We start from the raw sequence: 25,136 nt of genomic DNA on the forward strand, positions 1-25,136 counted from the left end.
TTAAACTTTCCATTCTTTGACCTGATTGAGGATTTGGTCTATACACATATGAATTCTTGCCGTCCGGCCCTTGTTGCTGGCACCATTTTTCGTGGCGCCAAAGGGGCGATGGAACAGTAGTGAACTCGAAACGGTTGGACCTTCCGCTGCAATGATGCCCTGGTACGCGCCCACATCCATCACAGCCTGGCTGCGCCGCTTGCTCTCGCCGCGTCCCTTGCTGTTGGGATTGCTCGTGGTGGGATTGATGACGACCGAGTTGCGTTTGGACTGGCTCGAGCGGATGGCCGGGTACTATTTGGCCACCACCAATCCCCAGCGTCCGCGCTACGGCGCCATCTGGGACCAAGGGCGTCAAGCCGATCAGGCCCGTCAAGCCCTGGCGCAGTTCGCCAATCAGCGGCAAAACCTGCAACGCGAGGCGCGTCAGGCCGGTTCCCTGGCCGAAGTGGTGGCCACCATCGCCGAGGACACGGGGGCCATGATTTCCGCCGATCATTTTGCCGACCTTTACCTGAAGTTGCCGCCGGTGCTGTCCCAGGAGATTCTTTCGCCCTTCACCCTGCTGGCCTACAACGCGGAGGGGCAGTGGCAGCGCACCTTTCTGGAACGGCAGGACGGCGCGTTGACCATCTATTTGTTGGACGCCCAGAACCAGGTGCTGCACCGACTCAATGTGGGCCCTTTGCTGTTGGGGCACATCGAGCGGGGTGAGGTGGCCATTCAGACCGGCCTGGACCAATTGTTGGACTTCTCCCTGCACATCTATCCGGCGGACCGCTTTTTCAAGACCCTCAACACCTTGCCCGAACAGGTCCAGCAGCGGATCATTTCACACCCCCGGGACTTGCTGGGCGTCAGCGGCCGCATTCGCCGTGTCGCCATCTCCTCGGGCGCTTACGGCGATGCCGTCGATCTGGGATTCGAGGTGGAGGGGCTGGACGGCCCCCGGGTGATTTTGATGCAGGGGGTGCGCGAGGATGTGCGCCGCTTGCAGCAGATGCTGGAGGCCCCCTCCGACGCTTCCCGGCGCTGGACGGAGGGAGGGCGACCATGATGGGGCGAATGGTGATGCTTTTGCGCGGCGCGGCGGGGGTGGCGGCCTTTTTCGTGGCCGCTGCCGCCTGCTTGGTGTTGGTCCTGGTGGTGCTCTTTTTCGTTACTGTGCGCGACCTGCCCAGCGTGCCCGAACCGCTGCGGCGCATCATCGAGACCCCGCCGACCGAGATTTACGCCGCCAACGGGCAACGTGTGCTGCAGATTGGCGGCCGGGACTATGTGCCCCTGGAGCAGGTGTCCATCGCCTTCCTGCAAGCCATATTGGCCACCGAGGACCATCGCTTTTGGGATCACCACGGCATGGACAAGCTGCGCACCCTCAAGGCGTTGGGGATCACCCTTTTCACCGGCCGCACCCAGGGGGCTTCCACCATCACCCAGCAGTTGGCCAAGAACCTCTTTTTCAGCTTCGAACAGACCTACAACCGCAAGTTCAAGGAGCTGTTGGTCAGTTTGCAGATCGAATCCCAGTTTTCCAAGGCGGAGACTCTCGAAGCCTATGTGAACCAGATCTATTTCGGACCGCGCGCCCAGGGGGTGGCCGCGGCGGCCAGTCAATTCTTCGGCAAGAACGCGGCCCAGCTGGACCTGGCCGAAGCGGCCCTGCTGGCGGGGTTGCCCCAATCGCCCTCGCGTTACAATCCGCTGCGCCACCCGGAAAGGGCCAAGCGCCGTCAGAAAGTGGTGCTGGCCCGCCTGGTGGCCGTGGGCGCCATCACGCCGGCCGAGGCGGCCGAGGCGGCCGAGGCGCCCCTCACCTTTCGCCGCCAGGCCGATGACGGGCCGGTGGGCGGCTATTTTGTCGACTATGTGCTCAAGCAGCTGGAGGAGCGCTACGGCGCCGATGTGGTGTACCACGGGGGGCTGAAGGTGACCACCACACTGGACACCCAACTGCAACGCAATGCCGAGGCGTCGGTGGTGCGCGGCCTGGAGGATCTGGACAAGATCATGGCCGCGTCCGAACCAGGAGCGGCGAACGGCAACAGTGGCCGGGCACAGGGCGCATTGGTGGCCGTGCAGGTCAACTCCGGCGCCATCAAAGCCATGGTGGGGGGCCGCCGTTACGCTGAAAGCGAATTCAACCGGGCCGTGGAGAGCAACCGCATGCCCGGTTCGGCCTTCAAGCCGTTTTTGTACTATACCGCGCTGGATCGTTTGGGGCTTTCGCCGGCCTCGCCGATGGTGGACCAGCCGGTGCGCATTCCCGTGGCCGGCGCGCCGGATTGGCGTCCCCGCAATTTCCGGCGGGATTACCAGGGGCCAGTGATTCTCAAAAAGGCGTTCACCGAATCCATCAACAGTGTCGCCGCCCAACTGGTGGCCGCGACGGGACCCGAACCGGTGATTGCCACGGCACGGCGCTGCGGCATTGAAAGCCCATTGGCGTCGGTCTATTCCGTGGCGCTGGGCACTTCCGGCGTCAGCCCTTTGGAGATGGCGTCGGCCTATGCCACCTTCGCCAGCGAAGGCATCCGCTATGCCCCTTTTGCCGTCTGGCGCGTGGAAGACGCTTTCGGCCAGGTGCTGGAAGAACACATCGTCAGCGGTTCGGCGGCACTGGAAAGTCGGCTGGTCTATCAGGTGGTCGATATGATGCAAGGGGTGCTCAATGAGGGCACGGGCACCATCGTGCGCAGGCTCGGTTTCGACAAGCCGGCCGCCGGCAAAACCGGGACCACCAACGATTACCGCGATGCCTGGTTTGCCGGTTTCACGCCCACCCTGGCCGCGGCCGTCTGGGTGGGCCATGATCGCGGGGAAGGGCTCAAAGACGCCCACGGCGTGGGGATTACCGGCGGCCGGGCCGCCGCGCCCATCTGGGCCCATTTCATGATCAAGGCCACGGAAGGGGAGCCGCCCCGGCCCTTTTTGCATCCGGCCGGCATACGGCTCCAGGCGGTGGACCCCGCCACCGGCGAAGCGGTGCCCGAGGATCGGCCCGGCGCGGTGTGGGTGGCCGTCAAGGAGTAACAGAACCGTTTGGGAGAGGGTGTGCAACCGTTTTGAATGGGATCTTGCGCCATCTGTCCGTGCGATTGTGGATGACCCTGCTGTTGGGCGGGCCGTTGCTGCTGGTTTTGATGCCCCTGTGGCAGCGGGCTGTCGGTATGGCGTGGCTCGCGCTGCCGGTGACGGGGGTGCTGGCCGGCTGTTTCGCGCTGATCGGCTGGGCCATGAACCGGCGCGGTGCGGCCCTGATCGAGCGGTTGATGGCCGAGGCGGCGGTTTGGGAGCGGGCCGGCATGGCCGAGCAGGCCGAGGAGGTGTTCGAGCGGGTTCGGGCGGCCTTCGACAGTTTCTGGCTCTCGCCGTTGCGCCGCCGGGCCATGGCGCGGCGCATCACCCGCCGCCTGGCCCGTTTCCATTTATCGCGTTCCGAGCCAGGGGAATTCGGCTGCCGGATGGTGGCCACCTATTTGCGACTGCACCCGACGGATGCGGCGGTGGCCGCGGGTTGGCTGGAACAGGTGCGCCGCATGGACGAACCCGGTCCTGAGGTGCACGCCCTGGCCGAGCGTATCGGCGCCGCCTTGCCCGATGTCCCGACAGTGCAACGGGATTTGATGGCCTTTTATCTGTCCGCTGAACGTTCGGACTACGAGGCACTGCAAACTTACCGCCGTGTGTGGCGCCGGGGGGATCCGATCCCCGACGCATGGGTGGTGAACCTTGCACGCCTGCTGCGCAACGAACACCACATCAACGATTGGGCCCTGCAGGTGTACCTCAAAGGGTACGCCCTGGGAGACCAACCTTGCCTGGAAGGCATTGCGGCCGGCCATTCCCTGTTGCGCCCCCATGTGGACAACCAGGCCGATCTGGCCGCCGCCCGCGAGGCGCTCGTGGATCTGGACGCTCCGCAACAGGAAGCCTTGCTGGCGCGCTTTCGCCCCCGTGCGCCGGAGGCCCCGGGCGCGGTTCCCGTGGACCAGCCGCCCCCCACCGCCCGAGGGAGAGGGCCGTTGGTGGTCGTGGCGACCGCCGGCAAGACCCTGGCGGCATTCGTGACGGATGTCGGACGGCGGGTGCGTCCCCTGGCGCGGGCAATGGCCCTGCGCCGGGCCGTCGGCGTGGCCGTGTTGGTGGCGGTGCTCGGCGTGGCCGCCGCCTTGGGATGGCATTGGGCGGGGACACGGGAGGCGCCTGCCCCACCGCCGCCCGAACCGGTTGCAGAGGTCGAACCGCCGCCCCCGGTGACCGATCCATTCACCATTCAGGTGGCCGCCTATCTGCGACCCGAGGATGCCCAACGCTACGTGGATCGGCTAAAACAGCAGAACATCGATGCCTTCTCGACCAAGGCCGTCAGCGTCAGCCGTACTTGGTACCAGGTCAAGGTGTCCCACTTCGCCACCCGCGACCAGGCGCGCCGCTACGGCGAGCAGCTCAAGACCAAAGGGTTGATCGACGATTTTTATGTCGCCAATTATCAACCGTGACATTTGTAGTGGATATACCCAAAACGAAGTTGCCTGAAGAAAGGGAGGACCAATGAAAGAGAAGACCCGCAAGAATGTGTACGATGCGTTCATCGGCGAGGCCAAGGCCTATTTTCGATTGCTGGCGTTTGCCGAGAAGGCCGAAGAGGAGGAGGTGCCCCAGATCGCCCTGCTGTTTCGTGCCGTGGCCGAGGCCGAGCGGGTGCATGCGACCCGCCATATGAATCTGGCGAAAGAGTTGATCGTGAAGGACACCGACACCAACCTGGAAAAATCGTTTCAGAGCGAGAAAATGGTCAGCGAGACGGCTTATCCTGAATTCATCAAGGATGCCGAGGAGGAAGGCGAAACCGCCGCCGCAACGACCTTCAGTCATGCGCGGGACGCCGAATCCTACCATGCCAAACTCTATGAACGGGCGATCTACGACGTAATCAAGGACAAGGTGAGCACTTATCACGTGTGCCAGGTGTGCGGCTATGTGGTCAGTAAGAAGGCGCCGGAAAAGTGCCCCGTGTGCGGTGCGCCCAAGGAGAAGTTCAAGACCGTGGAGTAGTCAGAAAGCCCCGGAGAACCCCATGTATTGGTCGAACTTGGGGTTCATCGCATTGCCGTCGGCATCGACCCCCTTGAAGGCGAACACCAGGCGGGATGGATCGAGGGTGCCGTCGCCGGTGGCGTTTTGCCGGATGGTGAAGCGCACCGTGGCGGTCTGCTCCTGTTCATTGTAAATGACGGTCAGGGGCATGGCCGGCGGGTTGACTTCGGTCTCCGGTAACCGCAGGCCGTTGTTGTAATCGCGCCCCGGCCCGTTACCGGAAGAGCGCTCGATGGACCAGTTGACCACGTTTTCCACCGATGTGCGGTCCATCTCCTTGCTGAACTGGAAGATCATGTTGAAGGTGTGGCTGCTGTCGGCGGAGGCCAAGTACTCGTTCATGCCGGCCACCTTGGTCTTGGGCTGCATGTAATAGGGAAAGGAGCTGTTGGAGTAGGCGAACATCATCTTGGGCTTGGTCATTTTGTTGATGTAGTTGCCCAAGGTCTCGGCCAGGCCGCGGTCCTTGCGTTCCAAAAAACTTTTGATCTCCTCGGCCTGGCGCATGTCGCCGTTGTCCGCGTGCAGGTAGCCGATTTCGACGTAGGCGGCGTTGAACTCCCGGTTGCGTTGGATGGCCCGTTCGAACTGGGTGATGGCTTCGGCGTACTGTTTTTGGGCGCCCAAGGCCTGCCCCAGGCCGAAATAGCCATTGGGGCTTCGGGAGTCCATCTTGATCACTCGTTTGAACTGATCGGCAGCATCGCTTTGACGGTCGGCTTTTAAATAGGCCTGGCCCAGGGCGAAACGGTTGTTGGGATCGTCATAGATGCGCACCGCCGCTTCGTAGGCCTCGATGGCCTCGCCGATGCGCTCCTCGGCATAATAGATGTTGCCCAGGGCGACCTGCAAATCGTCCCGGTCGCGATGGATCTTGAGCCCTTCCTTGTAGGTGTCGATGGCCTTGTCGGTCTGTTCCAGTTTTTGGTAGGACATGGCCAGGTACTTGGTGGCGTCCACCGAATATTCCGAGTTGGGGTCGAGGCCGATAGCCCGCTTGAACTCCTTGGCCGCCCCCTTGAAATCCTTGTTCTGATACTTGTCGATACCGGCACCCAGCGCCTGTTGGGACAAGGTGGTCAATTGGTGGGACTGGTCCGCCAAGGCGGAAAACAGCGCCTCACCCCACATATTGATGTTGTCGATGTACATCATGTCGCCCCCTTGCCGTGCTTGCCTGCCGGCGCGGCGTTTCGCGCGCCACCGCCCTGATGGATCGGCTCAACTTTTATATCGGCGGTCGGGGGCGGGACTTTAGGGCGCGCGCAAAAATAACCTCCCCTTTTATCGACCCCAAATCCGGGCGCCTAAAATACGGTGTCATTTTTTCGCGAAACCTTTTGCGGTTGGCCGCTGCGGATCGGTCGCTGCAATGCCATTCCGTGCGTCGATCTTTGACAGCGGTATTGATCAATCCCATGTTTTAGATGAACGCGGTAGCACTGCGCACGACCACTCATCCAAGCCCCTCCCGAGAGGGCGAACCGAGGTTGCGCGCCGCTGCCGTGGGTTTAATCAATCGGGCCCCGCCGCGGCGGGGCCGGGAGGTGGTTTATGGAGATCAAAACCATTCTTTGGCCGACCGACTTGTCGGCCAATTCGCTCGAGGCCGGGACCCACGTGGTGTCCCTGGCCCGCAAATACAATGCCGAAGTGGTGCTCATGTACGTGGCGGTGGATCTGTGCGCCTTTTTTCCGGCCTACGGCAGCTACCCGTCCGTGGAGCACTTGAACAATTTCAGGGATTGGGAGATCGAAAAGGCCCGCAAAAAGCTTGAACGGATTTGCAGGGAGGAACTCAAGGCCTGTCCGTTTCTCAAGCTGCGTCTGGTGATGGGTGAACCGGTGGACCAGATTCTGAAGATGGCCGATACGGTGCAGGCGGAGCTGTTGGTGTTGAGCAGCCGCGGGCAGGGCGGCGACGGAGCGGATTTGGGCCGTATCGCCCGGGAGGTGCTGCGCCGCAGTCCGGTGCCGGTGCATGTGGTCAAACACCGGGAGCGGACGGCGGCGGAGGCGCCGGCCTGAGCCGGCGCTTTGTTCAATATGGTGGCCATAGAACGGGCAACAGCGCGACGGAGACCGCCATGACCACCAGGGTCAAGGGCAGGCCCACCTTGACGTAGTCCATGAACCGATACCCGCCCGGCCCCATGACCAAAAGGTGGGCCGGATGGGAGAGGGGGCTGGCGTAGCTGGCCGAAGCGGCCATGGCCACGGTCATCATCAACAGGTGGGGTGAGATGCCGAGGCTTGCGGCGGCATTCAAGGCGATGGGCGCCATGAGCACCACCAGGGCGGCGGTGGGCACCACCTGGGTGCAGATGACCGTTACGCCGAACAGGGCCGCCACCACCCAACGGGGGCCGAGATCACCCACCGTGGCCAGCAGGACGGCGGCACCCATCTCTGCGGCGCCGGAGTTCTGGATGGCCTCTCCCAGGGGCAGCATGGCGGCGATGAGAAACACCACCCGCCATTCGATGGCCCGGTAAGCCTCTTCCATGCTCAAGCAGCCGAACAGCACCATCAAGGTGGCGCCGCTGAGTCCGGCGATGGCGATGGGCACGAACCCCAGAATGGCGCTGAGCAAGACCGCCAGCATGATGGCGGTGGCGATGTGGGCTTTTTCCAGGCGTGGCGCGCGCGCGGCGGCTGCATCGAGAATGATGAAATTGCGATCGCGGGCCACGGCTTCCAGATTGCTGCGCGGGCCGTACACCAGCAAGGCGTCGCCGAACTGCAGCGGCATGTATTGCAGCCCGGTGCGATAGGCCCTGCCCTTGCGCCAGATGGCCAGCACGCTGATGCCGTAATGGTCCCGGAACAGCAGGTCGGCCAAGGTGCGCCCCACCAGGGTGCAGCGGGGGGAGAGCAGCACTTCGGTAACGCCGATCTGTTGGGATTCCAGTTCGGCCATCAGACTGGAGGACTGCGCTTCGATGGTCAGGTCCTGCAAGCCTTCCAACACTTCCAGATCGCGGGGCGATCCCTGCAACACAAGGAGGTCACCGGGTTGAATGGTTTCGCTGGGCGAAGGCATCCAAAGCAGTGTTTCACTCCGCACAATGGCCACCACCGTCAGTCCGAAGGCGTCTCCCAGGCGACTTTCCACCAGGTTGCGATCGGACAGCACCGATCCCTCCGGCACACGCACGGGCAGGAGGCGGCTGCGTTCGCCGGCCAGTGGATCGGTCTCCGCCGCGGTCGGAAAGTGCAGTTCGTCGAAGAGATGCGCTTGCTTCAGCGATTCCAGGGCTTCTTGTTGTCCCTCCAACACCAATCGATCCCCCTGGGCCAGCTTGCGCCGCCGCAAATCCCGTACCCGGGCGCCCGCCGCATCCCGCAACGCCAGAACATGGACCTGATGGCGCCGCCGAAGCTCGCTTTGCTCCAGGGTTTTGCCCAGCAAGGGCGATCCCTCGGTCACCCGGCCTTCGGCCACGCGCAGGCGGTGGGTGACCAGTGGGTCGATGGTCGACATGGGCGCCACCTGTAAATGCTGGCTGCCATGGAACCGTTGCAGGTGGTCCGGGCGGCCGTGGACCACGAGGGTGTCGCCGGCTTGCAGGACGTCGCCGGGGCGCGGGGCGAGCATCAACGTTTCCTTGCGCTGCAAAGCCACCACCGTCAAGTAGAGGGCCGATCCGAGGCGGCTTTCGGCCAAAGTACGGCCATCCAACGGGGAGTCGGCCGGGATGCGGGTGGTGAAGATGTGGGTGGCCAGTTGATAGGTGGCATCCACCCCGGCGTGGGGGTCGGTGCTGGTCGCGGCGCTTTGCCGCGGCAGCAGATGGCGTCCCAGGAGGACCACGAAAAGGATGCCGGCGGCCACGATGGCCGCCGTCATGGGCGTGAACTCAAATATGGTGAAGGGCCGCAGACCGGCTTCGCGCAAGGCGTCGGTGACCAGAATGTTGGGCGGGGTTGAAATCCCGGTGAAAGGACCACCCAGCAGACAGCCCAACGCCAGGGGCATCAGAAGGCGCCCGGGCGGTCGTCCACTGCGCCGGGCCAGCTCCATGGTGGGCGGCAACAGGATGGCGGCCACCGTGACGGTGTTGATCAAGGCCGATAACAGGCCGGCGGCCGTCATCAGGGCCACCACCAACAAGGCTTCGCTGCTTTTGGCGAAACGCTGCAACGGTTGGCCCAGCCGGTGGGCGATACCGGTGCGGGTCAAACCCGCAGAAAGAATGAACATGGCCCAGACGGTGACCACCGCCGGGCTGCTGAATCCCGCCAGCGCTTCCCGCGGCGTGACCAAGCCCGTCAAGGCCAAGGCCGATAGCACCATCAGGCCCACCAGATCCACCCGCAACCAGCCACCGACGAACAGCACGAAGGCGATTGCCACGATCACCAGCAACAAGAGGATGTCGAACGTCAATGCGGGCTCCTCTAATCTTTTTAAAAGGTGCTGTTCGCCTTGGCATCGAAGAGCGGCGCCGCTTCAATCTGCTCGGCGGACATCAGGTGCACGACCCGTTTCAGTGCAGCCAGAATCATCAGCTGTTCCCATTGCTCCAGTTTGGCGAAGCGCTCGATGAAGGCCTCTTGCAGCGGGGGGGGTGCACTGTCCAGAATCTGATCACAGTCCGGGGTGGTGGTGATCATGATGCGGCGTTTGTCCCGGGTGTCGCGGCTTTTGGTCACCAGGCCCATCTTTTCCAGGCGATTGAGCACTTCGGTGACCGTTGCTTGGCTGACACTGATGAGTCGCGCCAACTCGCTGACCGATATCTCCGCGTGCCGGGCGATTTCGTTGAGCAGGATCAGCTGGGGGCCGGTCAAGCCATAGCGGCGTTGCAGATCCCGGGAGTGCAAAGAGATGGCCTGTGTGATTTTGCGCAAACTGGCCAACATCTCACGGTGCATTTGCGGTTGCGTGTCGGTTCGGTTTTCTGAGGTCAGTAACGGTGGCATCTGCCTTGACTCCATCTCAATTGAATTCTTGGTCCGCTGCAAGGGCTGCTGAAAGGCCTATTATCAAAGAATACCAACAACACCAACGGGACTTTTGTGCATTATCGAAAACCGTTTTGCGGCGGACGCCAAATGCATGTGCACACGAAAGAAAAATAGACGATTCATTTTATGATATGTATGTATGGCTTTATAATCAAAAAATCCAATTAAATTTTTTATCATAAAAATATAGGCAGTTAAATTGTAATCGCAATGATTGCTTGACAGAAATGACTTAAAATTGTATAGAATTCTATGTTTCGGGGACGATGAAAAAAGAGCGGTCGTACTTCGCTCATGCCGCAAGCTCCCATGTACCATCCAACCCACCGGCGGCCCGGGGCTGTGACGGTCCCTTCTTGTACCGACTGCAAAGACCATCATGGAGTGACGGTGAGGACCAGCGGCAGCCGTCGGTGACGCCCCCCCGAGACCGAGGCTTTAAACGTTATGATGCAACGACAAATTCTGGAATCCTCTTTGGACAACGGCAAGTTGCTGCGTTCCTTGGGTGCCCGCCGCGGCCAGGGCAAGGTTTCGGCCGGAATGCAACGGCGCATCGACAGATGGCGGCGGCGTTTGCCTGATCTGATTCAACCGAAACTGGTGAACTGCATGGTGCCGCTGCGATCGGCGCAGAAAGGGCGTCTGTATCTGGCCGACGGCGGCGTTTTCAAAGGCCCGAAACTGGCGCGCACCCTGCGCGATGCGGACACGGTCTGTTGTTTCGTGGCGACCATCGGTGCCGATCTCGAGGCGGAAGTACAGCGCTGCATGGCGCGCAATCGCTTCGCCGATGCCTACGTCTTGGACACCTTGGGATCCCTGGCGGTGGAGTCCCTGGTGGAACGCTTCCATTTGGCCCACGAAGAGCAAATGCGGGCCCGGGGCAGGGGCGTGACCCTGCGCTTCAGCCCCGGTTACTGCGATTGGCCGGTACTCGAACAAGTTTCGTTGTTCGACCGCTTCGGCCAAGAACGGCCGGCCGGGATTCGGTTGACGGAAACGTGCCTGATGAGCCCTCGCAAATCCATTTCCGGCGTATTCGGTATCGTGCCCCACGGTGTGGACGGCAGTGTCGCCGATTACAATCCCTGCCGCTTCTGCACCCAACGCAATTGCAAAGCACGCCGTGCGCCGGCCGGCAACTGACGTTGATCCGACGGTCCGAGCATTAAATTGCCACCCCAATCCAAAACCAGGAGATATGACTGATGCGAAGCGGTCTGAATGGCGGCGCTTACAAGCCCCTGACCCCCGAGGCAATCGAAAGAATTCACGAAACCACAATGACCGTCTTTTCCGAGGTGGGCGTGCAGGTCAACCATGAAGAGGCCATGACCCTTTTCCGCAAGGCCGGTGCCCGGGTCGATGACCACAGCCGGGTCGTTCGATTCCCGCGGGAGATGGTGATGGAGCTGGTGGCACAGGCGCCCGCCGAGGTGACCCTTTGCGGCCGCGACCCGGACGGACACCTGGACTGCACCATCGGCGACACCCGGGTCTACCTGGGTACCGGCGGCACGGCCCTCAATGTGCAGGAACCGGGCAGTGACATGGCGCGATCCTCCCAACTCAAGGACATCGTGGACATGGCGCGCACGGTGGACGCCCTGGAGAACATCCATTTTTACATGCTCAATGTCTTTCCCCACGACGTGGAAAAGGACGACATCGATGTCAACCGGTTCGGCGCGGCCCTCAATCGCACCCGGAAACACATCATGGGCGGCGTTTACACCACCGAGGGCATCCGACGGGTGATCCGGATGGCGTCGCTGATCGCCGGTTCGGAGGAGGCGTTGCGTCAGAGGCCCTTCATATCCATGGTGGCCTGCATCATCAGTCCATTCAAACTGGATGAAGATTACGGCCGCCTGGCCCTGGAGGTGGCCCGTCACGGAATTCCACTGGTAGTGCCGGCCGAACCGCTGTGCGGCGCGACATCGCCCATCACCCTGGCCGGTAACCTTGTGGTGTGTTGCGTGGACACCCTGACCGGCGTGATGCTCTCCCAGTTGGCGCGGCCGGGCACGCCGGTGCTGTTCGGCAGCGTCGCCTCGATCACCGATTTACGGGACATGAAATATTTGGCCGGGGCGGTGGAGATGGGATTGATCAACGCCGGCGCCAGCCAGATGGCCCAGTTTTACCAACTGCCCATTTATGCCACCGCCGGCATGACCGACGCCAAGGTCAACGATGCCCAGGCGGGCTATGAATCGGCCCTGACCAGCCTGATGGTGGCCCTGGCCGGGGGAAATTGGATCCATGACGCGGCCGGGTTCATCGAATTTTGCATGACCGCCTCCTTCGACAAACTGGTGATCGACAACGAAATCCTGGGCATGGTGATGCGTGCCGTGGAGGGGATTCGGGTGGATGACGAAACCTTGGCCCTGGATACCATCAAGGCCGTGGGTCCGGGGGGCCACTTTCTGTCATCGCGGCACACCCGGCGCAACATGCGCTACGAGTTGTACCAGCCCCAGCTCAGCGACCGGGACAACCGCCCGGTGTGGGAGGCCGCCGGCGCCGCCGACGCCCAACAGCGGGCCACGGCCCGCGCGCGACAAATTCTGGAGGCACCGTTGCAATCCTATTTACCCGAAGCGGTGCGCCGTCAAATCTTGGAGGAGATTCCGGGTATCCAGCCTTTCCTGATGGAATAGGCCGCCGACCGTCGGCGACCTGTTTGGACCGACCCGTAGGGGCACGGCACGCCGTGCCCGATCAGGCCCGGTCCCATTAACCCGTAGGGGCACGGCACGCCGTGCCCAATCAGGCCCAATCCCATTTAAAGGAGTCCTACCCGTCATGATCATTATCGGTGAGAAGATCAACGCCACCCGAAAGGCGGTCAAGCCCATGATCCTGGAGCGCCGGGAGACGGAATTGATCGAACTGGCCCAAAACCAGGCGGATGCGGGGGCTGCCTATATCGACATCAACGTGGGGACCGGCACCGGTGGCCGGGAAGACGAGGTCGAAGCCATCCGCTGGGCCGTGACCACGGTCAAGGCGGCCGTGGCCAAACCCATCTGTGTGGACAGCGCCGATGCTCGCGTGTTGGCGGCGGGTCTGGCGGCCTGCGACGGCCATGACGCCATGATTAACTCGGTCAAGGCCGATCCGGACTATTTGGCCGAGGTGTTGCCCATTGCCGCCCGCCATGACGTTCCGGTGATCTGCCTGGCCATGGACCTGGAGGGGATCCCCAAGGATGTGGCCGGCCGTCTGGCGGCCTGCCAAACCATTGCCGATGCGGCCGGCGCCCACGGGGTGCCCGAAGCCCATCTTTACTTCGATCCGCTGGTGCTGCCCATCGCCGCCGACGCCACCCAGGCCAAGGTGACCCTGGACACGTTGGCGGCCGTCAAGGACCGCTTTCCGGCGGCCAAGACGGTCATGGGGCTTTCCAATGTTTCCTATGGCCTGCCGGCCCGTGCCCAGCTCAACGCCGCCTTTCTGGCCATGGCTCTGTATGCCGGGCTGGATGCCGCCATCATGGATCCCATGGATTCAACCATGCGCGCGGCGGCCTTGACCGGCACGGCCCTGATGGGTCGCGACCGCCATTTTCGTAAATATTCGCGTGCTTTTCGCAACGCATAACCACAAAGGAGTTGCCAGTGGGACTTGCCTTTCGTGACGGTACCATCGTCAAACCCTACGAACGTCTGGACAAGGAGGAGATCATCCGGCTGCACAAGGCCTCCCTGGCCATCTTGGACAGCCCGGGCATCTGGTGTTACAACGAGCGCGCCGCCAAGCTGATGGGCGCTGCGGGCGCCAAAGTGAGCGAGGCCGTCGAATTCGGCCAGACCCTCTGGCGCATCCGGTTGCCGGCCGGTTTGGTGGAAGAGTGTGTCGCCATGGCCCCGTCGCAGGTGGTGCTGGGCGCCCGCAAGCCGGAAAACCGTCTGCTGCTGGACGCCGGCACGCCGCGCATCTATTTCGGTTCCGGTTCGGAAACCAATGTCTGGTTGGAAACCGAGATGCAATCGTTCACCAGCGCCGACGGCGGTGAGACGGTCCAAATCCCCCGTTTCCAGAAGCGGCGCGGCAGTGCGGCCCTGTTGTGCCGGGCGGCCCATTTGGGCGAACAGCTTGAACACCTGGATTTCTTCATCCGGCCGGTGAATGTGCAGGACGAAGGGGTGACCGAAGACAACCACGACGTCAACAAGTTCTTCGCTAGCCTCAACAACATCACCAAGCACGTGCAGGCCGGCCTGACGCGCACCGACCGCCTGGCCGACCTGGTGCGCATGGGCGAAATCATCACCGGCGGGCCGCAGGCATTGCGGGAGAATCCCATTTTTTCCTTCATCGCCTGTGTGTTCAAAAGCCCTTTGCAACTGGTGCAGGACACCGCCGACAAGGTGTTCGCCATCGTGGAGGCGGGGCTGCCCATTGTGATCAGCTCTTCTCCCCAGGGCGGCAGTTCGGCCCCGATCCAGGAGGCCGGCATGGTGGCCCAGATCAACGCCGAGATTCTGGCCGGCGTCACCTTCACCCAGCTCATCCGTCAGGGGGCGCCGGTTCTCTACGGCAGCGTTCCGGTGCGCGCCCGCATGGACGACTTGCACGATCTGTACGGCTGCCCGGAATTCAACCAGTACAACATCGACTGCGCCCAGCTGGCCCGCCATTACGAGATTCCCTGCTACTCCACCGCCGGCGTGGGCGATGCCAAGGTGCCGGGCATGCAGGCCATGTTCGAAAAGCTGTTCACCCACCTCTACATGGCCATGAGCGGCGCCCAGTACATCCATTACGCCTTCGGTCTGCTGGACCGCACCAACACCTTCTGCCCGGTGCAGGCGGTGATCGACGACGAACAGATCGGCAAGGTCAAACACTGCCTGCGGGCGCCCAAGGTGGGCGAAGCGGAGGCGCAGGACGCCGTGGCCATGGTGGAAAAGGTGATGGGCACCAGCCACCGTCTGTTCGCCCGCCATGCCCGCAAAGCGATTCACAGCGGCGACGTGTCCGACCCCTACCGTTTCGAAGCCAAGGGAATGGAGGACGAAGTGATCGCCCGCGCCTTGGACCGACTGGCCGAGATCGAAGCACTGCCGCCCGTCCATCTGCCGGCGGCGACGGTGGACCGCATCTTCGAAGAGGTGCCGGGTCTGCTGCCCCAACTGCGTGTGTCACAGGACGCGTGATTGCGACCCAACCAATAAAATCCGATCCAATTTATAAAAGGAGTGCACCGATGAATCAAACAGAGCTGATCGAAAAAATCAATTTCAACATTATTCAAGGGCGCATGACCGCCGAGGACGAAGGCTTCGACGAAGGACTGGAAGGCCAACCGGCGGTGACCGAGTTGATCGAGCAGGCCGTCGAAGCGGGCATCGACGCCAAGATCATCGTGCTCGACGGGCTGACCGGCGCCATGGAGACCGTGGGCGCCAAATTCGACAAGGGGGAGTACCTGATTCCGGACATGTTGGCCTCGGCCGAGTGCGTGGGGGCGGCCATGGACATCCTGGCGCCGTTGTTGGCCGACGCCGGCGTGGAGAGCAAGGGCAAGTTCGTCCTGGCCACGGTGGCCGGGGATCTGCATGACATCGGCAAGAACATCGTGGCCATCATGCTCAAGGGGGCCGGGTTCGAGGTGCTGGACCTGGGCAACGACGTTACCACCGGCCGCATCGTGGAGGCCGTCAAGGCCAACAACGCTCAATTTCTGGGCCTTTCGGCCCTGCTGACCACCACCATGCGGGAGATGGGCGTGGTGATCAAAGCCCTGGAAGAGTCCGGCCTGCGCGACCAAGTGCGGGTCTTGATCGGCGGTGCCCCCACCTCTGAGGCCTTTGCCGCAGAGATCGGCGCCGATGCGCACTGCCGGGACGCTTTTCATGCCATCGACCTTTTACGCCAGATGGCAGCATAGGCGGTATCCCATGGCTGAAAAAACCGCATACACCCAAGCCGCCGTGAGCGGCAAATACGACAAGTCATCGGGCCTGCTGGGCAAATACGACAACGTGCGTCGCTTCTGGGAGGACCAGCTGACCGGCATCTTTTTGCGACCGTCGCTCAACGATCTGGTGCAGCGCAAAAGCGAACGCATGGAGCGGCTGCGCATTCTGGACATCGGCTGCGGCAACGGCGACGGCTACGATCTGATCATGGACGTCAACAGCAAGGATGCCGGCATTTTCGAGTACATCACCGCCGCCATCACCGACGACCGGCTCCAGACCTACGTGGGCCTGGACATCAACGAAGAACTGCTGCAACAGGCCCAGGCCGGCTATGGCCAAAACCCCAAAGTGCAATTCGTGCAGGCCGATCTTTCCAACGGACTGCCCGATGCGACACTGGAAGCGCCGCCCTTCGATCTTTACTTTTCCTCCTACGGTACCTTCTCCCACTTCGACACGGAGCAGACCGTGCGCCTCATGGCCGATGTGTGCCGCCATGCCTCCGACGGCGCGTTGTTCGTGGGCGATTGGCTGGGCCGCTACGCCTACGAGTGGCAGGATCTGTGGCACCATCCCGTCGACCAGGAGTATTGGATGAACTACCGTATCTCCTACATCTATCCCGAGGCGGAGCGGGATCGGCACGACGTGGCGACTTTCCCCCTGCGGTTGTTGTGCGCCGACGAGATCCTGAGCATGGCGCAAGCCGCCGGCAAGGCGGCCGGTTGCACCCTGCGGCCGGTCAAGCTTTTCGACCGTTCGGTGCTCATCGGGCGCCACATGGACACGGGCGACTACAATCGCCATTGTCCCAAAATGCGCTATGCCGTCAACTCCCTGTTCGAAGGCTACACCCGTACCGACCTGGAGAGCGTGCGCGTGAACTATGTGCCGCGGCCGGGCTTCGACGCCCTGAACCATCACTTTGAAATGTTCTTCATGGCGGTAAACACCCTGGTGGACTACACCATCGCCTTGCTGGCCCATCACGACCCGGGCCAAGGGGTGGTCGGCAATGTGCCGGAGATTCAACCCTACTATCCCGAACCGCTCAAGGAGACCATGCAGGCCATGCGGCGGGTGATCGAGGGGGTGGGGTGGCTGCAATGGGGCGATGTGCGCGCCAATGTGATCGAGCCCCATCTGGGCTACTGTCTGCGCAAGTTGGAGATGGAACTGCAGCAGGGCATGGGCACCGGTCACAGCCTCTGCGGTATTTTCGAGATTAAGAAGTAGTTCTGCGTCAACCGGCCTGCATCTTTTGCCATGACGATTCCATGGAAGGCACACGGGGCAACGAAAAGGCAATTGCCGTTTCCGTAACCTTGTGTGTCTTCCTCGGGGCCACCCCTCCCCCGCGGCACCTCCCCTCTTGCTCCCCTTGACAAACATGTGAGCCGTAGAAAGCTTATACCTTTAAAGCAGCCCGAGGTCGTGCTCCGGATTCCGCCACGGGATATTCACCGGTTCGCCGGTGGCACCGCGGTGTTTTTTCCTTCTTCGGGGGTTGCGGCGCAAAGGTTGCCTTTGTGCCGTTTCGCGGGGTGCACGCAGGTGAAAGGAGTCTGTCATGAGTGATCAAGAGGACCGTTCGATCAGTTGCGAAATGGATACATCGGATGGGGAATCCCAATCCGATTTGACTTGTTGTTATACCATGGATGCGTCGGGCGATGCCCAGCCCCTCGATGCCGCGGCGGCGGATGACTGTTGTTGCTGTTGCTGCTGTTAGAAGGGCGCGGCGCCGGCTTCGATCAATCCGTTCCCGCTCGGTCGTTGTCGCTTTGCCGGTTCCATCCCAACGAGCAGCGGCACGGCGGGCGGGAACGTTAAGGGCTCATGATCGCGAGCCCTAAGGGAGGTTCGACCATGAAACATACATTACCGTCCTTACCCTATGCCTATGATGCATTGGAACCCTACATAGACACCCGTACCATGGAGATTCATCACACCAAGCACCACCAGACCTATGTCGACAAACTCAATGCGGCTCTGGAAGGTCACGAGGCGCTGCACGGGTCGCCGGTCGAGCAGTTGGTGCGCAACCTCAACGAGGTGCCCGAGGCCATTCGCACCGCGGTGCGCAACCACGGCGGCGGCCATGCCAATCACAGTTTTTTCTGGTCCCTGCTCAAAAAGGAAGTGGCGGCGGCGGGTCCGGCGGTGGAGGCCATCAAAGGGCGCTTCGGCAGTTTCGAGAAGTTCAAGGAGGATTTCTCCAGCGCCGCGGCGTTGCTCTTCGGCAGCGGTTGGGCCTGGTTGGTGGTGAATCGCGGGCAGTTGGAGATCATCACCACGCCCAATCAGGACAGCCCTTTGACCCAGGGCAAATCCCCCATCATCGGTCTCGACGTGTGGGAGCACGCCTACTATCTGCGGTACCAGAACCGTCGTCCCGAGTACATCAGTGCCTTTTTCAATGTCATTGACTGGGAGCGGGTCAATACCCACTACAAGGCGTCCGTTTCCTGATACCGGCATCGTTCTGCGCGGGTCGGCGGGTCCATCGCCGGCCTGCGGCGGGCCGTTTTCGGAGGGCCACAATTCAGGTTTTACGAGGGCCGTTTCTCTGACTTCCCCTATGGTGTTCAAGGGTTCTGTCGATGTACCCTACCTTCATTGAGCAGACCCGCCACTGCTGATTGCCGTTTGTCGACGGCTGTTCTCGCCGGCAAGGTGCCGTTTGTCCGCTGCTGAGCGCAAGGGAGCCGATTGGGCGACTGGGCAGGAAGCCGGTCGGGGGCGGTGGTGCATCATGCCTTGGATCAATCCAGCAAAGAGGGGGAATGTATGAGAAAGACCGTTGTATGCTTGATGGCAGCGGCCTTGTTGGCCCTGGGATGCGTGCCCGTAGACGATGGCGTCGGCGGCGGCTCCCCGGAGGAGCGTCCGGGCAACTGGCCGTTGACCGGACAGTTGGGGGTGCACGATCCGGCGATCATCAAGGAGGGGGATGTCTGGTACGTTTTCGGTACCGGGATCGGCATTCAAGTCAAAAGATCCAGCGACGGTTACGACTGGCGCAACAACGGCCGCGTGTTCCACAGCTATCCTGCCTGGGCGCGCCGTTATGTGCCCAACCACGAAAGCAACATCTGGGCACCGGACATTCACCACCGCAACGGCACTTACTACCTCTACTATGCCGTTTCGTCCTTCGGCAGCAACACGTCGGCCATCGGGTTGGCCACCACGCGCAGCCTGGCCAACCCGAACTGGACCGATCAAGGCCTGGTGATCCGTTCCACCTCGGCCGACAACTACAACTGCATCGATCCCAACCTGGTGGTGGATGCCTCCGGACGGCCCTGGTTGGCCTTCGGTTCGTTCTGGAGCGGCATCAAGATGGTCGAACTGGACGGTGCCACCATGAAACCCAAATCCGGTGCCACCATTCACAGTTTGGCGACGCGGCCCAATACGGCCATCGAAGCCCCGTTCATCGTTCATCGCAATGGTTACTACTACCTGTTTGCTTCCGTGGATCATTGCTGCCAGGGTGTCGACAGCACCTATAAAATCATTTTCGGACGCTCACGGAGCGTGACCGGCCCCTATCTGGACAAGAGGGGCGTCAGCATGCGCAATGGCGGCGGTACGCTGTTCGATGCCGGCAATGATCGCTGGCGGGGCCCCGGCGGCCAGTCCCTGTGGGGCACCGATGTGCTGGCCCATCACGCCTATGACGCCCAAAACAACGGCGCCCCCACCTTGATGATCAAAACGGTCTATTGGGACGGCGACGGTTGGCCCTACAAAGAGGGGGACACAACCGGTGGTGGTGATTCCGGCGGATGCAATTAGCGACCATCGGAAACGGCCCTTCTGCGGGCCATCGCCGGGTTCGTGCGTGTTTGAAATCATCGACGTGGCTGCCAAGGGCACGGCATGCCTGCTGCGCAGGACGGCTACGCTGTCGATTTCAAAATCGCGGCGGCTTGCCGTCCCTCAGCGGCTGTGTGCAGCAGCGGTGCGGCTTTGTGAATCTCCGTCTTCGGTGGACACCAGTTCGCCGATGAAGTGGCCGATGACCACCTTGCTTCGAATGCGTACCGGTATGCGCCGGTCATCGGCGGTCAGCCACAGCTCGAGCCGCGCATCGTCGCTCTCCTTGAAAACGCCGCCGATGTGGCGCATTTCCGGTTCCACGCGGTAGGTGTCGAAGCTGCGCCCGTCCTGCAGGGTGATGGTTTCCCGTTCCCGAATGGTCAAGCGGCCGATCACATTTTTCTTGCCGTCCGTGACCGGCCGTTGGACCTCTTCGCCGGGGGTGAGGGGGGTGGTGCGGGTGAAGTAAAAGGCCGACAAGGGATCGAAGCTGCCCTCCTGCAAGCTGATGGGGGGCTTCTTTTCGCCGAAATTGGAGTAGTGGGCCTCGCCGGCAGCCCAGTCGAAGCGCACGATTTCGTCCCGCCGGTGGCTCCCTTCGTGCTGTTTCTTGGTGAAATGGAGCGAGCGGGTCATGTCCAGATCGGCATAGGCGTCGAGGCGATCACGCACTTTGTAGAACAGGTCGATGAAGCGGTTGGACTGCACCGTCATGACAAAATGGTAGGCCGCTTCACCATTGATGGTGGTCAACGGCATCACCTCCAGGGAGGCCGTTCCGGCGGGAACGTTCTCCCAACGCAAGACATAAGTCAGCTTTTCTCCAGGTTCAAAAGGCATATCGCTCGTGTGACCCCATACGCTTGTGTGAAAGGCGCCCAGCAGAAGAAAGAGCGCCACTATTGATCTTGCAAAGAGAGGTACGGGCCGATGCATGTTGCCCTCCATTCGTGTTGCGGTCCGATCCTTTTCAAAAACCTTCATATCATGTTCTCCTCCATTGCCCAAGGGACGCCGGAATTTGTCTGTTCAGACGATCCGGCAGCGTGTTCGGTTTACAGCACGGCGGTCTTTTGCCTCCGGCAGCACAACGCGGCCCAACACATCCCCAAGACAATCCACCAACAATCCATCCATCCACTCCCCACCCACCCACTCACTCATTCACCCATAAATATCCAATAGATAGAATACCTTAACTTAAAACTTAAAACTTAAAACTGCCCGCCAGGACCTAAAACCGCCCGCCAGGGCGGGCGGCGGCATCGTTTGCTCTCGATGTCCGGTTGGTGTATCTTGTGCTTCATGAAACAGCGTCCTTGCAATCGTTGGTGCGGCCGCAAGGCCTTTCAGCTCGGTGTCGCGGGCTTCGTTGTGTGGGGCTTGCTGGCTGTCGGTTGTGCCACGCCGCGTCCGGATGGGGACGCGGTTGCCTGGCGATGTGATACGGCGGCCGATACGGCGGTGGCGCGCGGTGATTGGCAGGCGGCCCTGGAGGGGCATCTCGCGCTGTTGCGACAATCGCCCGATAACTGCCTTGCCCTTTACCATTTGGGATACATCAGGGGTCATCTGGGGGATAGGGCACTGGAGACCGCCGCCTACGAGCAGGCCGTGGCCTGCGGATACGATCAGGACGACCGCCTCTTTTTCAATCTGGGCATGGCCTATGGCGCCCTGGGTGACCTGGAGCGGGCGGGCAGGGCCATGGAGAGAGCGGTGGCGTTAGACCCGGAAAACGGGGATAATCATTTCGGCCTGGCCCTGGTGGCGGCGTCGGCCGGGCATTCCGAAAAGGCCGAACAAGCCTTGCGGAGAGCCATCACCGTTGCACCGACCCATCTGGAAGCCCGCCTGGAGCTGGTGCAACTTATCCTGGACCAGGGTCGCTGGGGCGAAGCGCGGACCCATCTGGCGGCCGTGCGTGCCATGGATCCCGGCAACGGCGAGGCAAGGCGCCTGCAACAGATCCTGGAATCCCTGCAGGCCGGCCAATATTCACGCTGATACCGCCGGTCGACCGCTACCCTTTGTTCAACGATTCAGGAGTTCGCACCATGGATTTTGAGCCGCCGCCGATGCGCACCGTCACCTGCAACAATGTCGATATCCCCTATCTGGCCTATGATGGCGACGGCCCGCCGGTGGTTTTGTTGCATGCCACCGGTTTTTTGCCTTGGCTCTGGCATCCCGTCGCCGCCCTGCTGGCGCCTGCCCATCGGGTCATCGCCCCTTTTTTCGGCAACCATCGTCCATCCGATCCGCGCAACGGCGGCCTCGATTGGCTGCAACTGGCTCGTGACCTGGAGCGGTTGTGCACTGCCCTGCAGGTGCAGGATCCCGTCTTGGTGGGCCACTCCATGGGGGGTACCGTCAGCATTCTGGCCCACGTGACACTCGGCGTGGCGGTGCGCCACATGGTATTGATCGAGCCCATTTTCCTGCCTGCGGAAATCTACCGCATGAAAATAACGGTGGAGGAACATCCCTTGGCCGCCAAGGCAATGCGGCGGCGCAATTCATGGCCTGATCGGGAAGCAGTGCGCGCCGATTTCATGGCAAAGCCCTTTTTCCGCAACTGGGACCCTGCTGTTTTCGAACTTTACATCACCTTCGGTATTCGCAACGATCCGGCGGGCGGCGTGCGGTTGACCTGCCCACCGGAGCAGGAAGCGGCCCTGTTCATGGGTGGCGGACACCATGACCCGTGGCCCTTGTTGCCGGCGGTGCAATGCCCGACCCTGGTGATGGAGGGGGAGGACAGCGAGAACCGGCCCTGGATCGATTTGACCCATGCCGCAAACTTGATTCCCCGAGGCCGGCACATCATGTTATCGGGTGCGGGGCATTTGATTCCCATGGAACGACCGGGGGAAGTGGGGAGGGCCCTGGCGGGCCCGGTTTTAAGTGTTAAGTGTTAAGTGTTAAGTTGAAGGAATTCTGTCGATTAGAGATGGTTGGGTGGTTGGGTGGTTGGGTGGTTGGGGACGGGTTTTTGGGTTTTGTTGGGTTTTTTGCGTTTGTTGGGTTGCCGGGTCGGCCACACCCCCCGTAGGGGCACGGCATGCCGTGCCCGGGTGGTCCCGAGTGGTCCGCTCGGGTACGGCATGCTGTTTCCCTGCGACACCGGTGGTCATAACAATTGGGACATACAAAGGATCTGATAATAGGATGCGCTGACGAAGGAAGCGCATCGTTTCAATAACTTAAAACTCTTAACACTTAACACTTAAAACTGCCCTCGGAGTGATCGGTGCCTTGAAAAAGGGATGTTGCATGTATTATATTATGAAACTTTTTTGAATGGTGCCGCGTCTGTAATTGGTGCCGCACAGTCTAATCGAACTGTTTGTCGGGGCGCCGATTCTCGTTGAACAAGGTGTTACGCCAGACGAGGTCGGGCACGGGGACAATCCGCGGCAGAATCGGCGGGTGAGGGGCAGGCGGCTGCCCCGGGGATGGGAAGCGCAATGTTGACCGGGTTTGAAAAAATCGTGGAAGAGCGCATCCGACAGGCCCAATCCCGGGGTGCTTTCGCAAACCTGGAAGGTGCCGGCAAGCCACTGAACTTGCAGGATGATCGCCATATTCCCGAAGATTTGCGGCTACCTTACAAAATCCTCAAAAACGCCGATTGCCTGCCACCGGAAATCGAGTTGAAAAAAGAGATTCACCGCACCGAGGATCTGCTGGCGCACTTGCCCGACACCGCTGATCGTTACAGCTTGCTCAAAAAACTCAATTTCCTGATCATGAAAGTCAACGCCTTGCGCCAAGGCAGTGTGCGGTTCGACATCCCCCAGCAATACATGGCGGGGGTGTCGGATCGTCTGGCGTCCAAGGGGAAACCCGATACGCAATGCAAATGAAATCTAAAGAACCTGGCGAAAGCCTTTTCAAAGGTGTTTTGCTGGCCCACCTGATCCTGGTGCTGCACTTTGTTTTACTTGCCGTGCTGGTGGTGGTGGTGTTTTTTTTCGGCTGGCTGGTAACGCACCTGTTCTGGATTATTGGTGGTCTCTTTTTGTTGATTTCCCTATCCGCCTATCTTTTCTACCGGCGCTTGCGCCGGGAGGGGCGCTCGCTGCGGGAGGCGATGCACTCACCGCTGTTTGCCGGCCGTTCGGTGGAGATCCATCTGTTGGGCGGCATGGCGTCCCTGCGCGTGGGGCCGCCCACTCATACCCGAACCATTGCGCAACACGGCGATCCGGACGCGCCGCCGGCCCTGGAAGACCCGGAGGTGATGCGCATACGCGAAATTGCCGTTCTGGCCGATCTGCTCGACAAGGAGTTGATCAGTCCGGAGGAGTTCGACGCGGCCAAACAGAAGATTCTGGGAAGGGGAGCCCCATGAAAAAGACCATCGCCCTATTGTGCGGCGGGATATCGTCGGAAAGGGAAGTATCGCTCAAAAGCGGCCAACAGGTGCTGCAAAGCCTAGATCCGGACCAATACACCGTACGGCGTTACGATCCGCGGGACGATCTGCCCCGGCTGGTTGCCGACGCCCCTCTGCTGGACGCCGCCTTGATTCTGCTCCACGGCCCTTATGGAGAGGACGGCACGATCCAGGGATTGCTCGAGTTGCTGGATATTCCCTACCAAGGCGCCGGGGTGCTCGGCAGCGCCCTGGCCATGAACAAGCTGGCCACCAAGCAGCTCTATGAAAAATGGAGCATCCCCACGCCGCCCTATGTGGCGGTGCGCCGTCGGGATCCTTTGGCGGCCGAGGCGTGGGTGGCGCAGCTGGGGCTGCCCCTGGTGGTCAAGCCGGTCAGTGGGGGATCGAGCATCGGCATGACCATAGTGCGCGCCGTCGATCAATTGGCCACGGCCGTGGAGAAAGCCTTTGAGCATGACCACGCCGTATTGGTCGAGCAGTATATCCAGGGGACCGAAATCACCGGTGCCGTATTGGGCAACGATAATCCTGAAGCCTTGCCCTTGATCGAGATCATCCCCGATCCGCGTTGTGAATTTTTCAACTTCGAAGCCAAATACACCGCCGGTGTCACCCGCGAAATCTGTCCGGCCCCCTTGGCGCCGGACCTGGCCGAAAAGGCCCAAGGATGGGCCTGCGCGGCCCACAGGGCCTTGTTTTGCAAAGGCTACAGCCGTACCGACATGATCCTCAAGGGCGACGCCATATATGTGTTGGAAACCAACACCATCCCTGGTATGACGCCCACCAGTCTGTTTCCCCAGGCGGCGCAGGCCGCGGGTATTTCATTTCCGCAACTGCTGGACCGCTTGATCGAACTGGGCATCGAAGCTCACCGCCAACGTTGAACC

General features: G+C 61.4%; 23 protein-coding genes. 19 read left to right on the forward strand and 4 right to left on the reverse strand.

The features are described from left to right. Positions 1-151 precede the first annotated feature (151 nt). The 4 genes from MRX98_RS13805 to MRX98_RS13820 are packed head-to-tail and all read left to right on the forward strand — an operon-like array spanning position 152 to position 5,058. The gene (locus MRX98_RS13805; RefSeq protein WP_246910122.1) at positions 152-1,057 is read left to right on the forward strand and encodes a hypothetical protein; all 906 of its coding nucleotides are present in this window, start codon (positions 152-154) and stop codon (positions 1,055-1,057) included. Next, entirely contained in the window at positions 1,054-3,033 is a 1,980-nt protein-coding gene (locus tag MRX98_RS13810; protein WP_246910126.1) for a transglycosylase domain-containing protein, read from the forward strand. The genes MRX98_RS13805 and MRX98_RS13810 overlap by 4 nt, the downstream gene beginning before the upstream one ends. Before the next feature lie 32 nt (positions 3,034-3,065). After that, complete coding sequence (locus MRX98_RS13815; protein ID WP_246910129.1) at positions 3,066-4,502, forward strand: SPOR domain-containing protein; 1,437 nt, start codon at positions 3,066-3,068, stop codon at positions 4,500-4,502. 52 nt (positions 4,503-4,554) lie between these two features. Next, positions 4,555-5,058, forward strand: a complete 504-nt coding sequence (locus MRX98_RS13820; RefSeq protein ID WP_246910133.1) for a rubrerythrin family protein — start codon at positions 4,555-4,557, stop codon at positions 5,056-5,058. Here MRX98_RS13820 and MRX98_RS13825 read toward each other — a convergent pair whose 3' ends face one another. Beyond that, the gene (locus tag MRX98_RS13825; RefSeq protein ID WP_246910136.1) at positions 5,059-6,255 is read right to left on the reverse strand and encodes a tetratricopeptide repeat protein; all 1,197 of its coding nucleotides are present in this window, start codon (positions 6,253-6,255) and stop codon (positions 5,059-5,061) included. Positions 6,256-6,654: 399 nt separating this feature from the next. Here MRX98_RS13825 and MRX98_RS13830 point away from each other — a divergent pair, with 399 nt between their 5' ends. Continuing rightward, positions 6,655-7,128: a universal stress protein gene (locus MRX98_RS13830; protein WP_246910139.1), complete on the forward strand. Its 474-nt coding sequence runs from the start codon at positions 6,655-6,657 to the stop codon at positions 7,126-7,128. 13 nt (positions 7,129-7,141) lie between these two features. Here MRX98_RS13830 and MRX98_RS13835 read toward each other — a convergent pair whose 3' ends face one another. Then, positions 7,142-9,490, reverse strand: coding sequence for an SLC13 family permease (locus MRX98_RS13835; protein ID WP_246910152.1), 2,349 nt, complete (start codon positions 9,488-9,490; stop codon positions 7,142-7,144). A 20-nt stretch (positions 9,491-9,510) separates the two neighbouring features. Beyond that, positions 9,511-10,026 carry a MarR family winged helix-turn-helix transcriptional regulator gene (locus MRX98_RS13840; protein ID WP_246910155.1) on the reverse strand — a complete coding sequence of 172 codons (516 nt, stop codon included), beginning with the start codon at positions 10,024-10,026 and terminating at the stop codon, positions 9,511-9,513. Between the two features lie 492 nt (positions 10,027-10,518). Here MRX98_RS13840 and MRX98_RS13845 point away from each other — a divergent pair, with 492 nt between their 5' ends. The 9 genes from MRX98_RS13845 (at position 10,519) to MRX98_RS13885 (ending at position 19,817) form a co-directional block, all read left to right on the forward strand. Continuing rightward, positions 10,519-11,220 carry a vitamin B12 dependent-methionine synthase activation domain-containing protein gene (locus MRX98_RS13845; RefSeq protein ID WP_246910158.1) on the forward strand — a complete coding sequence of 234 codons (702 nt, stop codon included), beginning with the start codon at positions 10,519-10,521 and terminating at the stop codon, positions 11,218-11,220. A gap of 62 nt (positions 11,221-11,282) precedes the next feature. Further along, entirely contained in the window at positions 11,283-12,740 is a 1,458-nt protein-coding gene (locus tag MRX98_RS13850; RefSeq protein ID WP_246910201.1) for a trimethylamine methyltransferase family protein, read from the forward strand. Between the two features lie 145 nt (positions 12,741-12,885). Then, positions 12,886-13,683 (forward strand): dihydropteroate synthase, encoded by a 798-nt coding sequence (locus MRX98_RS13855; protein ID WP_246910204.1) that lies wholly within the window; start codon positions 12,886-12,888, stop codon positions 13,681-13,683. A 17-nt stretch (positions 13,684-13,700) separates the two neighbouring features. Then, the gene (locus MRX98_RS13860; protein ID WP_246910208.1) at positions 13,701-15,242 is read left to right on the forward strand and encodes a trimethylamine methyltransferase family protein; all 1,542 of its coding nucleotides are present in this window, start codon (positions 13,701-13,703) and stop codon (positions 15,240-15,242) included. A 50-nt stretch (positions 15,243-15,292) separates the two neighbouring features. Next, positions 15,293-15,976: a corrinoid protein gene (locus MRX98_RS13865; protein ID WP_246910212.1), complete on the forward strand. Its 684-nt coding sequence runs from the start codon at positions 15,293-15,295 to the stop codon at positions 15,974-15,976. A 10-nt stretch (positions 15,977-15,986) separates the two neighbouring features. After that, complete coding sequence (locus MRX98_RS13870) at positions 15,987-17,246, forward strand: class I SAM-dependent methyltransferase (protein ID WP_246910215.1); 1,260 nt, start codon at positions 15,987-15,989, stop codon at positions 17,244-17,246. A gap of 334 nt (positions 17,247-17,580) precedes the next feature. Beyond that, positions 17,581-17,742, forward strand: coding sequence for a hypothetical protein (locus MRX98_RS13875; RefSeq protein WP_246910219.1), 162 nt, complete (start codon positions 17,581-17,583; stop codon positions 17,740-17,742). Positions 17,743-17,879: 137 nt separating this feature from the next. Continuing rightward, entirely contained in the window at positions 17,880-18,485 is a 606-nt protein-coding gene (locus MRX98_RS13880) for a superoxide dismutase (RefSeq protein WP_246910222.1), read from the forward strand. 318 nt (positions 18,486-18,803) lie between these two features. Then, entirely contained in the window at positions 18,804-19,817 is a 1,014-nt protein-coding gene (locus MRX98_RS13885) for a glycoside hydrolase family 43 protein (protein WP_246910225.1), read from the forward strand. A 144-nt stretch (positions 19,818-19,961) separates the two neighbouring features. On the opposite strand, the gene MRX98_RS13890 is transcribed toward MRX98_RS13885, so the two are convergent. Further along, the gene (locus tag MRX98_RS13890; protein ID WP_246910228.1) at positions 19,962-20,681 is read right to left on the reverse strand and encodes a DUF3108 domain-containing protein; all 720 of its coding nucleotides are present in this window, start codon (positions 20,679-20,681) and stop codon (positions 19,962-19,964) included. A gap of 465 nt (positions 20,682-21,146) precedes the next feature. Between MRX98_RS13890 and MRX98_RS13895 the strand changes: the two genes are divergently transcribed. From MRX98_RS13895 to MRX98_RS13915, 5 genes are all read left to right on the forward strand, one after another. Further along, on the forward strand, positions 21,147-21,848 hold the full coding sequence (locus MRX98_RS13895; protein WP_246910231.1) for a tetratricopeptide repeat protein: 702 nt from the start codon (positions 21,147-21,149) through the stop codon (positions 21,846-21,848). A 50-nt stretch (positions 21,849-21,898) separates the two neighbouring features. After that, complete coding sequence (locus MRX98_RS13900; RefSeq protein WP_246910246.1) at positions 21,899-22,762, forward strand: alpha/beta fold hydrolase; 864 nt, start codon at positions 21,899-21,901, stop codon at positions 22,760-22,762. Between the two features lie 549 nt (positions 22,763-23,311). Beyond that, positions 23,312-23,710 carry a DnaJ family domain-containing protein gene (locus MRX98_RS13905; RefSeq protein ID WP_246910248.1) on the forward strand — a complete coding sequence of 133 codons (399 nt, stop codon included), beginning with the start codon at positions 23,312-23,314 and terminating at the stop codon, positions 23,708-23,710. Further along, a complete protein-coding gene (locus tag MRX98_RS13910) occupies positions 23,707-24,198 on the forward strand; it encodes an SHOCT domain-containing protein (RefSeq protein ID WP_246910268.1) in 492 nt (163 codons plus the stop codon). Before MRX98_RS13905 ends, MRX98_RS13910 begins: the two co-directional genes overlap by 4 nt. Continuing rightward, entirely contained in the window at positions 24,195-25,133 is a 939-nt protein-coding gene (locus tag MRX98_RS13915; RefSeq protein ID WP_246910271.1) for a D-alanine--D-alanine ligase family protein, read from the forward strand. Before MRX98_RS13910 ends, MRX98_RS13915 begins: the two co-directional genes overlap by 4 nt. The last annotated feature ends 3 nt before the right edge of the window (positions 25,134-25,136 follow it).

Origin of the sequence: Desulfatitalea alkaliphila (genome assembly GCF_022968795.1) — a bacterium.
Classification (GTDB): domain Bacteria; phylum Desulfobacterota; class Desulfobacteria; order Desulfobacterales; family Desulfosarcinaceae; genus Desulfatitalea; species Desulfatitalea alkaliphila.

Coding starts and splice junctions, on each gene's coding strand:
- MRX98_RS13805 (WP_246910122.1), top strand. CDS start 152: ATGATGCCCTGGTACGCGCCCACATCCATCACAGCCTGGCTGCGCCGC.
- MRX98_RS13810 (WP_246910126.1), top strand. CDS start 1,054: ATGATGGGGCGAATGGTGATGCTTTTGCGCGGCGCGGCGGGGGTGGCG.
- MRX98_RS13820 (WP_246910133.1), top strand. CDS start 4,555: ATGAAAGAGAAGACCCGCAAGAATGTGTACGATGCGTTCATCGGCGAG.
- MRX98_RS13825 (WP_246910136.1), bottom strand. CDS start 6,255: ATGATGTACATCGACAACATCAATATGTGGGGTGAGGCGCTGTTTTCC.
- MRX98_RS13830 (WP_246910139.1), top strand. CDS start 6,655: ATGGAGATCAAAACCATTCTTTGGCCGACCGACTTGTCGGCCAATTCG.
- MRX98_RS13840 (WP_246910155.1), bottom strand. CDS start 10,026: ATGCCACCGTTACTGACCTCAGAAAACCGAACCGACACGCAACCGCAA.
- MRX98_RS13845 (WP_246910158.1), top strand. CDS start 10,519: ATGATGCAACGACAAATTCTGGAATCCTCTTTGGACAACGGCAAGTTG.
- MRX98_RS13850 (WP_246910201.1), top strand. CDS start 11,283: ATGCGAAGCGGTCTGAATGGCGGCGCTTACAAGCCCCTGACCCCCGAG.
- MRX98_RS13855 (WP_246910204.1), top strand. CDS start 12,886: ATGATCATTATCGGTGAGAAGATCAACGCCACCCGAAAGGCGGTCAAG.
- MRX98_RS13865 (WP_246910212.1), top strand. CDS start 15,293: ATGAATCAAACAGAGCTGATCGAAAAAATCAATTTCAACATTATTCAA.
- MRX98_RS13870 (WP_246910215.1), top strand. CDS start 15,987: ATGGCTGAAAAAACCGCATACACCCAAGCCGCCGTGAGCGGCAAATAC.
- MRX98_RS13875 (WP_246910219.1), top strand. CDS start 17,581: ATGAGTGATCAAGAGGACCGTTCGATCAGTTGCGAAATGGATACATCG.
- MRX98_RS13880 (WP_246910222.1), top strand. CDS start 17,880: ATGAAACATACATTACCGTCCTTACCCTATGCCTATGATGCATTGGAA.
- MRX98_RS13885 (WP_246910225.1), top strand. CDS start 18,804: ATGAGAAAGACCGTTGTATGCTTGATGGCAGCGGCCTTGTTGGCCCTG.
- MRX98_RS13890 (WP_246910228.1), bottom strand. CDS start 20,681: ATGCCTTTTGAACCTGGAGAAAAGCTGACTTATGTCTTGCGTTGGGAG.
- MRX98_RS13895 (WP_246910231.1), top strand. CDS start 21,147: ATGAAACAGCGTCCTTGCAATCGTTGGTGCGGCCGCAAGGCCTTTCAG.
- MRX98_RS13900 (WP_246910246.1), top strand. CDS start 21,899: ATGGATTTTGAGCCGCCGCCGATGCGCACCGTCACCTGCAACAATGTC.
- MRX98_RS13905 (WP_246910248.1), top strand. CDS start 23,312: ATGTTGACCGGGTTTGAAAAAATCGTGGAAGAGCGCATCCGACAGGCC.
- MRX98_RS13910 (WP_246910268.1), top strand. CDS start 23,707: ATGAAATCTAAAGAACCTGGCGAAAGCCTTTTCAAAGGTGTTTTGCTG.
- MRX98_RS13915 (WP_246910271.1), top strand. CDS start 24,195: ATGAAAAAGACCATCGCCCTATTGTGCGGCGGGATATCGTCGGAAAGG.